Annotated in this window: 13 protein-coding genes; 5 read left to right on the forward strand and 8 right to left on the reverse strand. The window is 63.0% G+C overall.

Annotated elements, in window-relative coordinates:
• Positions 1-49: 49 nt before the first annotated feature.
• Positions 50-925, reverse strand: a complete 876-nt coding sequence (locus FP026_RS01375) for a LysR family transcriptional regulator (protein ID WP_149632849.1) — start codon at positions 923-925, stop codon at positions 50-52.
• A gap of 157 nt (positions 926-1082) precedes the next feature.
• Between FP026_RS01375 and FP026_RS01380 the strand changes: the two genes are divergently transcribed.
• The 5 genes from FP026_RS01380 (at position 1083) to FP026_RS01400 (ending at position 4013) form a co-directional block, all read left to right on the forward strand.
• Positions 1083-2303, forward strand: a complete 1221-nt coding sequence (locus FP026_RS01380; RefSeq protein WP_432444079.1) for an MFS transporter — start codon at positions 1083-1085, stop codon at positions 2301-2303.
• A 14-nt stretch (positions 2304-2317) separates the two neighbouring features.
• A complete protein-coding gene (locus FP026_RS01385) occupies positions 2318-2704 on the forward strand; it encodes a VOC family protein (protein WP_149632850.1) in 387 nt (128 codons plus the stop codon).
• Between the two features lie 91 nt (positions 2705-2795).
• The gene (locus tag FP026_RS01390) at positions 2796-3137 is read left to right on the forward strand and encodes an ArsR/SmtB family transcription factor (protein WP_149632851.1); all 342 of its coding nucleotides are present in this window, start codon (positions 2796-2798) and stop codon (positions 3135-3137) included.
• On the forward strand, positions 3121-3603 hold the full coding sequence (locus FP026_RS01395) for an SRPBCC family protein (protein ID WP_149632852.1): 483 nt from the start codon (positions 3121-3123) through the stop codon (positions 3601-3603). The genes FP026_RS01390 and FP026_RS01395 overlap by 17 nt, the downstream gene beginning before the upstream one ends.
• Positions 3604-3608: 5 nt before the next feature.
• Positions 3609-4013 carry a GFA family protein gene (locus FP026_RS01400; RefSeq protein ID WP_149632853.1) on the forward strand — a complete coding sequence of 135 codons (405 nt, stop codon included), beginning with the start codon at positions 3609-3611 and terminating at the stop codon, positions 4011-4013.
• A gap of 9 nt (positions 4014-4022) precedes the next feature.
• On the opposite strand, the gene FP026_RS01405 is transcribed toward FP026_RS01400, so the two are convergent.
• From FP026_RS01405 to FP026_RS01435, 7 genes are all read right to left on the reverse strand, one after another.
• Positions 4023-4691, reverse strand: a complete 669-nt coding sequence (locus FP026_RS01405; protein ID WP_149632854.1) for a spermidine synthase — start codon at positions 4689-4691, stop codon at positions 4023-4025.
• 69 nt (positions 4692-4760) lie between these two features.
• Positions 4761-6422 carry a urocanate hydratase gene (locus tag FP026_RS01410; protein ID WP_149632855.1) on the reverse strand — a complete coding sequence of 554 codons (1662 nt, stop codon included), beginning with the start codon at positions 6420-6422 and terminating at the stop codon, positions 4761-4763.
• A 42-nt stretch (positions 6423-6464) separates the two neighbouring features.
• Entirely contained in the window at positions 6465-6794 is a 330-nt protein-coding gene (locus FP026_RS01415) for a TfoX/Sxy family protein (RefSeq protein ID WP_149632856.1), read from the reverse strand.
• 18 nt (positions 6795-6812) lie between these two features.
• The gene (locus tag FP026_RS01420; RefSeq protein WP_149632857.1) at positions 6813-7913 is read right to left on the reverse strand and encodes a DUF917 domain-containing protein; all 1101 of its coding nucleotides are present in this window, start codon (positions 7911-7913) and stop codon (positions 6813-6815) included.
• A gap of 3 nt (positions 7914-7916) precedes the next feature.
• Positions 7917-9191 (reverse strand): Zn-dependent hydrolase, encoded by a 1275-nt coding sequence (locus FP026_RS01425; RefSeq protein ID WP_149632858.1) that lies wholly within the window; start codon positions 9189-9191, stop codon positions 7917-7919.
• A complete protein-coding gene (locus FP026_RS01430; protein WP_149632859.1) occupies positions 9191-10573 on the reverse strand; it encodes a dihydroorotase in 1383 nt (460 codons plus the stop codon). The genes FP026_RS01425 and FP026_RS01430 overlap by 1 nt, the downstream gene beginning before the upstream one ends.
• Before the next feature lie 40 nt (positions 10574-10613).
• Positions 10614-12197 (reverse strand): aromatic amino acid lyase, encoded by a 1584-nt coding sequence (locus tag FP026_RS01435; protein WP_149632860.1) that lies wholly within the window; start codon positions 12195-12197, stop codon positions 10614-10616.
• Positions 12198-12249: the final 52 nt, after the last annotated feature.

Here is a 12249-nt window from a genome sequence, read left to right on the forward strand (position 1 = left end):
TGAAGCGGTTTTGCGTCCGGAATTACGTGAAAAGCAAATAGCTGGCTAATCAGGCAATCAGGCTCATGAGATTGGCGATGACGGGCGATCTCTGTGCCTTGAGGCTGGCAAGGCCGAGGCGCGCCACGACCGGCGGCCCGTCGATCGGCCGATAGGCGACGCCATCGAGCTTGATCTGCGCGATCGAAGCCGGAACGATGGAAACGCCGAGATTGGCGGCGACGAGATTGACGACGGAGGGGATCTGCGGCGCCTCTTGCGTCACCACGAGGTCGAAGCCCGCTTCGCGGCAGGCGGCGACGATATCGTCGTAGAGGCTGAGGCCCACCATGCGCGGGAAGAGAATGAAAGGCTCGCCGGCGAGCGCGGCGACCGGCACGCGCTCCCTTTTCGCCAATGGATGATGCGCCGGCAGCGCGATCAGCATCGGCTCGTCGGCAAAGCGTTTCAGGCGAACATCCCGCGGATCTTCCAGGCCTGGGCGAATGAAGGCCGCATCGATCTCGCCGCGCATCAGCCGCTCCATCAGCGCATTGGTGTTCATCTCGGTCAACGATAGCCGCACTTCCGGCCAGTGCCCCCGAAACTCGCGAATGGTTGATGTGACGATGATATTGAAGGCGGAAGAGGCGGTAAAGCCGAGCGACAGGCGGCCGATCTCGCCGCGATTGGCGCGCTGGGCGGCAAGCTTTGCCTTTTCCGCCGCATCGACCGCCATTTTTGCTTCGGCCAGGAAGGCCTCGCCGGCAGCCGTCAGCTCCGCGCCATGCGGCACGCGGTGGAACAGTTGCGCGCCCACCTCGTTTTCCAAATCCCGGATCTGCTGACTGAGCGGTGGCTGGCCAATCCCGAGGTTGGCGGCCGCGCGGGTGAAGTTCCCCGCTTCCGCGAGCGCCAGAAAATAGCGGATATGACGTAGCTCCATCGCTATCTCCAAAAGCTATTGAGATCGCCTGTTCCATATATTGGACTAATGAAGCGGATCTGACTAGATTTCAGGGCAAGAAAGGTTGGTGCCCATGTTCCGCGCCGCTAGAATGCAGGAAACAACTGCTTCCGAAGTCCCGTCCAGTTCTGAATTGATGCTCGTCAAGAGCGAGCCACAGGCGGAGTCTCGCCAATTCCTCACGCGCGGCACACCCGCTTTCCGCCGCGCGACCATCGCACTGTTTCTCTCGGGCTTTGCCACCTTCTCGCTGCTTTATTGCGTGCAGCCGCTTATGCCGATCTTCTCCGAGGATTTCGGTGTCACGCCGGCTGCAAGCTCGCTGTCGCTGTCGCTTTCGACCGGCTTCCTGGCCTTTGCGATCTTCGGTGCCGCTGCCGTTTCCGAAAGCCTCGGCCGCCGCAGTCTGATGTTCATATCGCTGCTCGGCGCAGCAATCTGTACGATCGTCTGCGCGGTGTCGCCGAGCTGGCATATGCTGCTTGCCGTCCGCGCTCTCGAGGGCTTTCTGCTGGGCGGCGTGCCGGCTGTCGCCATGACCTATCTGGCTGAGGAAATCGAACCGCGCGGCCTCGGCGGCGCCATGGGCCTCTATATCGCCGGCAATGCCTTCGGCGGTATGGCCGGCCGTGTGGTCACGGGGACGATCGCCGAATCCTTGAGCTGGCGGCCGGCGCTCGCTGCCATCGGCATTCTCGGCCTGATCGCAGCCGTCGGCTTCCTCTATCTGCTGCCGCCGTCGCGCAATTTTACTCCGCGCAAGGGCTTCGATGCCGCCTTTCATGTGAAGGCCTGGGGCGGCCATTTCGGTAATGCCGCGCTGCCGCTGCTCTTTGCCATCGGTTTTCTCGTCATGGGCTCCTTCGTCACGGTCTATAACTATGCCGGCTTCCGTCTCGTCGCCGATCCCTATGATCTCAGCCAGATCGAGCTCGGCCTGATCTTCACCGCCTATCTCTTCGGCATCGTCGCTTCCTGGGTGGCGGGTCTGCTCGGTGATCGCATCGGCCATTTCGTCGTGCTGCCGGTCGGTGTGCTGATTGCGGCACTCGGTGCTGCTGTGACGCTTTCCGGCTCCCTGCCGCTGATCATTCTCGGCATCGTTCTTGTGACGATCGGCTTCTTCATGACCCATTCCGTCGCCAGCGCGCTTGTGGGGCGGCTGGCCCATGGCTTCAAGGGGCATGCCTCCTCGCTCTACCTGCTGGCCTATTATCTCGGCTCCAGCATAGCGGGTTCGGTCGGCGGCTATTTCTGGCTTGCCGATGGCTGGAATGCCGTGGTTGCCTTCATCCTCGCCATGCTGGCACTATGTCTCGTCAGCGCTTTTGCCGTTGCCAGGCTGGCGCGCCGTTAAGGCAGGAGGCTGCCATGATCCGTATCGATCATCTCGATCATCTGGTGCTCACGGTTGCGAGCATCGATGAGAGCTGCGATTTCTATGCCCGCGTCCTCGGCATGGGCATTGAGACCTTCGGGGAGGGCCGCAAGGCTCTGACCTTCGGCAATCAGAAGATCAATCTGCATCGCGTCGGACATGAATTCGAGCCCAAGGCCGAGCGGCCGACACCGGGCTCGGCCGACCTTTGCTTCATCAGCACGACGCCGCTGGATGACATCATCGCTCACCTTAAAGCCGAAGGCGCCACGATTACGCAAGGCCCCGTCCGCCGAACCGGCGCGACAGGACCCATTCTCTCGGTCTATTTCCGCGATCCGGACAACAACCTGATCGAATTGTCCAACATCGTTTCCTGAGATTGCGCGCCGACAGGCGCTTCTTGACATCGCTCGCTTGCGTTCTATATTAAACCAATAAGTTAATTAACTGTCTGGTTTATCATCTCATATGGACACATTGAGCATGACCCTCTCGGCTCTAGCCGATCCAACCCGCCGGGCGATCCTGGCTCGGCTGGCGACCGGGGAGGCGTCCGTCTCCGAGCTCGCCGAACCCTTCGACATGTCGCTGGTTGCCGTCTCCAAACATCTGAAGGTGCTGGAAAGAGCAGGCTTGATTTCGAAGGGTAGGGAGGCGCAGTGGCGGCCGTGCCGGCTGGAACCCAAGCCGCTCCGGCAGGTGGATGACTGGCTGGAAAGCTACCGGCAGTTCTGGAACGACAATCTTGATCGCCTGGAAGCCTATGCGGCGCTATTGCAAAAGGGAGGAGTGGATGACCCCAGCAACTGAGGGCGGCAGTATGCGCCCGCCGCGCGAGATCGTGCTGACCCGCGAAATCGCCGCGCCGCGTGCCCTGCTGTTTCGCCTCTGGACGGAACCGCAACATCTGATGCGCTGGTGGGGACCGCAAAACATGACGGCGCCATCCGTTTCCGTCGACCTGCGGGAAGGGGGCGCCTGGCGACACTGCATTCTCACGCCGGAGGGCAAGGAATATTGGAGCCACGGCCGCTATCTGGAGATCGTCCCGCCAGAGCGCCTCGTCTTCACCTTCGCCTGGGAAAACCAGGAGGGTAGGCCCGAACATCCGATGCAGGTGACCGTGGAGTTTCACGAGCGTGGCGAGAAGACGCACCTCGTCTTCCGCAAGGTCGAGCTGCCTGACGATACAGAGCTGAGATTGCAGACTGGCGGCTGGGAACAAGCCCTCGATAAGTATGTCGCCTACGCAGAAGCCACCTCAAGGGAAGGATGAGAGTGATGAAGAAGACCTATCACGGAAGCTGCCATTGCGGCGCCGTCAGCTACGAAGCCGATCTAGACCTGAAGGGCGGCACCTTCAAATGCAATTGCTCGATCTGCAAGAAGAAGCGCAATTGGCTGGCTGTTGCCACGCCCGCGGATTTCCGCCTGACCTCGGGCGAGGACAGCATCGGCGAATATCAATTCGGCCCTCGCATCCTGCATCACCTGTTCTGCAAGACTTGCGGCATCAGCTCCTTCAACTGGGGTGAAAACCCCGCACTCGGCGGCAAGTTCTATGCGATCAGCATCAGCTGCCTGGATGATGCCACCGATGAGGAATTAGCCTCCCTTCCCGTCGGCTATTTCGACGGCCGCGACGATCGCTTCGATCGCGCGCCGGAGGAAACGCGTTATCTTTAGCGCGAGGGCTTAGCCTTTGGTGGCCAGCCAGATGACGTGGCGCGCGCCGGTCTTGCCATTGGCGCGCGTGTTGACCGCCTCGGCGGTAAAACCACTGTCGCGCAGGCGACGTGTAAAGCGCTCGTCCGGTCCCGAAGACCAGACGGCAAGGATACCGGCGGGGCGCAGCGCGTCGCGCGCCGCCTTCAATCCCTGATAATCGTAAAGACCGTCATTGGCCTCCGACGTGATGCCGTCCGGGCCGTTGTCGACATCGAGCAGGATGGCGTCGTAGGTCGCCTTGCGGGCACGGATGAGCGGACGTACATCGCCTTCGTGGATGGCGATGCGTGGATCATCAAGGCAACCGTCGAAGACCGTTGCCATCGGTCCGCGTGCCCAGGTCACGACAGCCGGAACCAGCTCGGCAACCGTGACCTTGGCGTCCGCGCCGAGTTCGCCGAGGGCCGCACGCAAGGTAAACCCCATACCGAGGCCGCCGATTAGAATATGCGGCGTCTTCCGGTCCTTGATCTTTTCGCAGGAAAGCGTGGCAAGCGCGCGCTCGGAGCCGCTCAGGCGGCTGTTCATCAGCTCGTTGGTGCCAAGCATGATGGAGAATTCCTGGCCGCGCTGCTTCAAGCGAAGCTCGCCGCCGCCAGGGATTTTCGCAGTGTCGAGCAAGGTCCAGGGGATCACGGGCAACTCTCAATTCATCTCAAGCTGCCCGGGACCATAGTCTTTCAATGTCGGGAAGAATAGACGCGCCTATCCCAAACGGATATAGGGCACATCCTTTTTCGCAACTTCGTCCAGCGCTTCCTCATAGCCGGCATCGGCATAGCGCATGACGCCAAGCGCGGTATCGTTGGTCAGGGCGTGGTCGAGCCGTTCGTCGGCGGCAGCTGTGCCATCGGCGACCACGGTGACGCCGCAACTGGTCATATAGCCGGCATAGCCGCCGCCGCCGGAATGGACGACGACGAGATCGGCCATCGACGAGCAGAGCATCATAGCGTCGATCAGCGGCCAGTCGGCGATGGCGTCGGAGCCGTCCTTCATGCCCTCGGTCATGATGTTCGGATGCGCCATGGCGCCGGCATCCAGATGATCGCGCGAGAAGGCGATCGGCCCCTTAAGCTCGCCGCTTGCCACAAGCTCGTTGACGCGCCGGGCAAGCGCCGTGCGCTCGCCATGGCCGAGCCAGGCGATACGCGCCGGCAGCCCTTCGAACGGCACATGCTCGCGGGCAAGCTTGATCCAGTTGGTGATGATCTTGTTGTCCGGGAACATCTCAAGCAGCAGATCGTCGATGCGGGCGATGTCGCTTTCCTCCCCGGAAAGTGCCATCCAGCGGAACGGACCGATGGCACGGCAGAAGAGCGGCCTGAGATAAGCTTCGGTGAAGATCGGGATATCGAAGGCGTTGGCGACGCCGCCTTCCTTCGCCTGGGTGCGGATCAGATTGCCGTTGTCGAAGACTTCGGAACCCTTCTTCTGGAAGTCCAGCATCGCCTTCACATGCTCGACGATCGAGGCGCGGCTTGCCGCCATGAGCTGGCCCTGGCCGTCGTCGCGTAAATCCCTAACCTGCTGCAGGTTCATGCCCTTCGGCACGTATCCATAGACGAGATCGTGAGCGGAAGTCTGGTCGGTGACGATATCGGGCACGATACCGCGCCGCGCGATCTCGGGGTAGATCTCAGCCGCGTTGCCGACGAGCCCGACGGAAAGCGCCCGCTTCTCCTTGACCGCAGCGTCGATCATCGCCAGCGCGGAATCGAGATCGGGTGCGATTTCCTGCAGATAGCCGATTTCCTGGCGCTTCCTGGCGCGTTCCGCATCGATATCGACGCAGAGGATCGCAGCACCCGCCATGCGGCCGGCGAGCGGCTGCGCGCCGCCCATGCCGCCGAGGCCGGCCGTCAGCACGAAACGGCCGAAGAGATCGCCGCCGAACCGCCGCTCGGCAATGCGCATGAAGATTTCGTAGGTGCCCTGGATGACGCCCTGGCTGCCGATATATTGCCAGGCGCCGGCCGTCAGGCCACCCCAGCAGATCAGGCCCTTGCGCTGCAGCTCGTAGAAGACCTCGGCCTTCGCCCATTGCCCGACGATGTTGCAGTTCGCCATGATGACGAGCGGTGCCTTGTCATGTGTGCGGATGAGGCCGATCGGCTTGCCGGACTGGATGAGCAGCGTCTGGTTCTCATCCATTTCGGTGAGCGCCTTCACGATGCCCTTGTGTGCCGCCCAGTTACGGGCCGCCTTGCCGAGGGCTGCGTAGACGACGAGATTATCCGGGTCTTCGCCGACCGAGAGCACGTTTTCGAGCAGGCGCAGCAGTGCCTCCTGCCGCCAGCCCTTGGCACGCAGCTCCGGACCGCCCGGAATGGGGAATTTCGGATGACGTGGATTGGCTTTCGGCATAGGCTTCCCTTCCCTGCTTTAGTTGTTGTTTCGGCGGCCCGGCTATTTCGGCGGCAGGCCTTCGACGAAATTCAGCGCGGCTAGAAGCAGCCGCTTGCGCAGCATGTCGTTGCCATAGGCCTCCGGCCCGGCGCGCACCCATCCCTGCATTTCGCGGCTGCCTGACAGCATGGGTTTGATATCAGGCTGTTCCAGCGCCCAGGCATCGTTGCCCTTGCCGAGGCGGATCAGCATGCCGTCTTCGCGAGCGCCGCAAAGCAGATGGCCGTTGAGCAGAAAGGCCCGGCCGCCGAACATTCCTTTTTCGCTGAGCCCGGGCCGTGGTCCGAGCTCTTCTCTCAGCAACTCTTCGAGACCTGCGTCACGCGCCATCTGCGCCTCCCGCGCTTTTCAGCCTTTCCTGCCGGCCAGAGCGTATTTCGCGATTTCGATCCCCATGGCCTTTTCGACGGAGGGATAGACTGTAGGGTCGAGCACGCTGGCAGACAGCGGAATGATGTCCATCGGCACATGCAGGATGAAGACATGCATGCCCTCGTGCAACTGGCCTACGCTCAAGGGTTCGCCTTCCGGCGATAGCGTGGTGATGACGGAGGGGAAGGTCGCCAGACGCTTGCCGCCGGTATCCTCGACGGCCATGTACTCGTTCATCACATGCATGATGACGGCCTTGTCGCCGCTGCCGACCGTGATGGTGCCGATGTCGAAGGCTTCCTTCGTATAGACGACATCCTTGCCGGTGATCGTGCCCTCGGCCAGAATATGGCCGCCAGTCGTCTTGCAGATGGCGTCAATGACGGCGCTGCCGCCCTTCTTTTCCGCCTCGATGATCGCTTCGCCAAGCGAAAGCGCCATGGAGATGCCGCCGAGCGCCGCATGCGTGCGGACATAGGAGGCGCGCAAGGGGTTGCGGCAGGAGGCGATGAAGCCGCCGGACTGGTCCGAGGCCGCGCGCAGGATCGGCGAAATCTTCGCCGTCGCGCCCTTCACGACCAGCTCGATATAGCGATTCTCGGCGCGGTTGCCGCCGACGGCGGTCTGGATCATCTGCTCGGGCGAACCCGCCATGCCGATCGAACCCATGTCGCCTGTGGGATGGGCGCGGATATCGCCGACCGCGTCCACGACCTTCGTTCCGAGGATGGCCGATGGCAGCCAGCCGTTCAGCGTCGAGGAGCGGCCGTTCTGACCGATGATCAGGCCGGAAAGCTTCTCGCCAAGCTCGTCCTGCAGCAGCTGCGCGGCCTTCACGTAATCGATGCCCTGCATTTCCCAAGGAGTGGTGGAGGCCGGTGCGCCGATGGCGGCGGCCGTCGCGACCCAGTCATTGTCGTTCAGTTCATCGATCGACACCAGTTCCGGCTTGCCGACATTGACGGCCGCATAGCCGAGCATGCGGCCGTGATCGGCCCAGCCACCGCCACCGGCGGCATAAACGGAGCCACCCTTAACGGCCGCTTCCACATCCTTGGCAACGAGTACGCGTCCCATTGGCTACTCCCGGTTCTGTTTGAGGTTCTTGTCCATGTCGCGCACGGCTTCGAAAAGCACGGCGGCGCCCATGGCGATGTCGTCATTTTCAGCCCATTCCTCGGCGCAATGGCTGCGGCCTTCCTTGCAGGGCACGAAGATCATGGCGGCAGGCGCGACCTTGGCGATCCAGGCGGTATCGTGGCCGGCGCCAGACGCCATGCGGCGATGCTTGGCGCCGACCGTGTCGCAGGCACGCTCGAGCGTTTCGAGCAGGACCGGAGCGCCCGGTGTCGGGAAATTGTCGGAGACGCGGACCGGCATATTGATCGTCACGCCATAATCGGCGGCGATCGTCTTCACCTCACCGTCGATCCAGGCCAGAAAATCTTCCATGTCGCCGCGGATTTCAGCACGGCCATCGATCAGCAGCACCACCTTGGACGGCACGACATTGGCGGCATTCGGCTCGATGCGGAATTCGCCGACGGTCGCTGCGAAATGCCCCGGCGTCTTTGCCTGTTCAGCCGCGCGCTGGCGAATGTCGAGGACCAATTGCGAAGCGGCCACCAGCGCATCCGCGCGGCGATCCATCGGCGTCGTGCCGGCATGGTCGGCGCGGCCTTCCACGGTGATTTCGATGCGGGTGATGCCGGCGATCGCGGTGACGATGCCGATATCCTTGTTCTCGGCTTCCAGCACAGGACCCTGCTCGATATGCAGCTCCAGGAAGCCGGCGAGATCCGGCCGCTTCTGGGAGAGCAGCACCGAAGGATCGCCGCCCACTTCGGCAATACCTTGCGAAAGCGTGCGGTCGCCGCTCACGCGGGAGAGCCACGCCTCGGGGATCTGTCCGGTCATGCCGCGGCTGCCGATGCAGGAGACGCCGAAGATGCTGACTTCCTCGGCCAGGAAATCGACGATCTCCAGATCATGATCGAGCTCGATGCCCCGATCCTTCAAGGAGCGCGCGACTTCAAGCGCCGCAATCGTACCGGCGATGCCGTCGAAGCGGCCGCCATCGGGGACGGTGTCGGAATGCGACCCCACAAGGATCGTGCCGAGGCCAGATTTTGCGCCCGCGCGCCGGCCGATCAGATTGCCGGCGGCATCAATGCGCGTCTCAAGTCCCGCGGCCTTCATCCGTGCTTCGATATAGGCACGCCCTTCGAGGAAGAGGGGCGAGAAGGCGCGGCGCGTCCAGGGATGGCCCGGATCGGTAATGCCGGCCAACGCATCGATATCCTCGGCGATGCGGTCGGCGTTGACGGGCAGGTTGTGGCGTTTGGGGTCGGTCATCAGGTAGTCTCTCCGGCGATAATCTGGCGAGGAAGTGGGCGGACAAATCTGCCGCTGCCCGGCTCGGCCAGCACTTTGTTTCCGTCAGCGATCTGCTTGCCCCTGAGATAGGCGGCGGACACCGTCCAGGGCAGGCGGATGCCGTTATAGGGGCTCCAGCCGACGACGTTATTGCCGCTGGCGGCTGCGTCGTAGACCATTTCGCGCGGTTCCAGCACGACGATGTCGGCGTCTCTACCCGGGGTCAGCGCGCCCTTGATATGATCGAGGCGGAAATGCTTAGCCGGGTTTTCCGCCATCAGCTTCGCCGCCCACGTCAACGGCGCGCCGCGTTCCAGAGCGCCTTTGACGAAGAGCGGCACCATGACCTCCAGTCCCGGCACGCCGGAAGCATTCGCCAGCATATCCGGATTGGTTTTGCGGTTTTCCGACCAACTGACATGGTCGGTCGAGACCAGCCAGACATTGCCTTCCGTCACTTTGCGCCACAAGGTTTCCACTTCGGCGCGCGGGCGGATGGGCGGATTAATTTTCGCCTTGCCGCCAAGGCGCCGCACATCGTTTTCCTCGTCGAGCGTCAGGTAATGGATGCAGCATTCGACCGTCGCTTCGAAGCCGTCGCGGCGATAGGCGCGGGCGATGTCGTAGCCGCGTCCCAGCGAGCAATGAACCACATGGGCCGGGCAGCCGGTATCAGCACCCGTCTCGAAGATCGTGTGCATGGCGAGCAGTTCGGTGATCGGCGGGCGGGAAAGGCCGTGGGCGCGATAGTCGGTGACGCCGCTCGCCTTCACCTGCTCCATATAGGTGCGCACCGCTTCATCGTCCTCGTTGTGGACGCCAGCGGTCAGGCCAGTCGGTGCGATCGCGGCAAAGCAGGCATCGAGGAGGGCGGGCGGAATGCGCGGGAAGCGCTTCGGATCGGTGCCGAAGGTGGAGAACTTGAAGGCGGCAACACCGGCCTCGACCATTTCGGCGATGCGCCCTGGGCCTTCTTCCGGATCGATCGTGCCGTAGAGGGCAAAGTCGACGCGGGATTGCGGCGCGGCATGGTCGATCTTCTTCTTCACCGCCGCTGCCGAGCAGACGAGGTTGCCTTCGTCATAGGGCATGTCGACAATGGTGGTGACACCGCCGGCTGCTGCCGAGCGGGTCGACCAGATGAAATCCTCCTGGTCCTTCTGAGAAAGCGAATGGACCTGCGCATCGATCGCGCCGGGCAGGATCAGCGCTTTGCCGAGCAGATGCCGTTCGCGTGCCGCCGGCGGCACGCCGATGCCAATCTCGGCGATCTTGCCGTCGCGCACGGCGACATAGCCGGCTTCCACGATACGATCAGGCAAAACCACGGTGCCTTGCAGGACAAGATCGAAATCGGCCATGTGCATTCTCTCCGCCGGTCGGTTGGTTCAGTCGGTTGGTTCAGATGGCAACGGTGTCGTGGTAAAGCCGCTCTTCGACCCGCTCCAGCGAGCCCAGCGCGAAGAAATCATCATAGGCGAGGATCGGCTTGTGGGCGATCATTTCCGAGACGAAAGCCTCGGAGGCCAGTTCCTCCTCGATCGCCTCGACTTCGGCCGAAAGGGGACGGTCGACCACGTAGAAATCCGCATGCTTGCGCACGACCTCGTAGAGCATGCGCGCGACGCCTTCCGGCTTGTCGCCGAGAATGTCCATCGCCTGGGCCGATAGCAGGGCCTCCAGGGCCGCCAGGCGCTTCAGTGCCCGCATCTGCCGTTCGAAACGCTCGATGACAAGCGGCAGGAAGGCAGCCTCGTCCTCCATGCCCGCCGCCACGACGAGTGACTGCGCCGAGACCGGGTTGGACATGGACAGAACACGCGAGAAGATCTCGCCGGCAAGCTTGATGATCGGACCGAAACCGGTCGCGATCTTCCCTTCCGGCACGAGATTGACCGGCAGGCCACGCCGTTGGCCGTTGCCGAGCAAGACACAGCGGTTGAAAGCGTTGCGGGCGGCATGGGCCATGCAGATCACTGCGGCCTCCAGCAGAATGGTGACATCAAGCGGTAACGAGCCGCCCGAGGTCATCACGCGACCGTCGACAATGACCGGATTGTCATCGGAGCGGCCGGTGGCGGCGAGAATCTTGTGGCCCGCCGTCAAAAGGTTCTCGATGACGGCGCCGAAGACCTGGGCGATCATACGCAGGCTCAGCGGGTCTTGCACATGGGTCGCGACCGGCCAGGGCCATTCATCGGAGGCATTGCAGAGCCAGGCGCCGATCAGGGCTTCGCGGGCGGTGCCGACATGGCGCACGGAAATCCAGGGATCGCGCGAGGCGCCGAGCGCGCCGGCTGCCATCATGCCGGTCGCAAGCAGGACGCGGATCGAGGCGGCGGCATTGCGGGTCGTTTCCGCGGCGGCGGCGAAGCTGACGGCATTGACGCTAAGCGAGGCCAGGCTGTCGCGCGGCATCATGCGGACGGGAGCGATGCCGGCGGCGGCGAAGGCATCGGCGGCCTGCATGCGGCGGCCGCGATAGACGGCCTCTCCCACACCGGTCAGAACCGCGCCGATCTGACCCATCAGGCCTATATCCGCGCAGCCGATCGAGCCGGTCCGCCGAACGACGGGAATGACATCGGCCTCAAGCAGCTGCAGATAGGCCTCGATCAGCTCCTGTGAGCACCCGACCTTGCCGGTGAGCGCGGTATTGACCCGGATCGCCATCGCATTGCGAACGACCGACATGGAGAAGGGCGCACCCGTACCGAAATGATGGGCGCGCACGAGGCCGAGATTGAAGGTATCGAGGTCTTCCGGCGACCACTCCACGTCCTTCATGGCACCAACGCCTGTCGTGGAGCCATAGACCGGCATGCCGGATTGGATCGTGTTTTCGAGAACGCCGCGCGCAAGCCGCACCCGGGCCATGCCGGTTTCCGATGCCCAGGGCAGGGCAACGCCGGCTCCGATCCGCACCAGGTCGCTGAACCCTAAGGGTTGGCCGCTGAGTTCGATGCCAGCTCTCTGACGCTCCATGTCCGTTGTTCTCCTTTTCCGCAAGGCTACGCGAGCCCTAACGCTAATGGGA

The organism is Martinezella tropici (assembly GCF_008370325.1).
In the GTDB taxonomy this organism is placed as follows: domain Bacteria; phylum Pseudomonadota; class Alphaproteobacteria; order Rhizobiales; family Rhizobiaceae; genus Rhizobium; species Rhizobium tropici_B.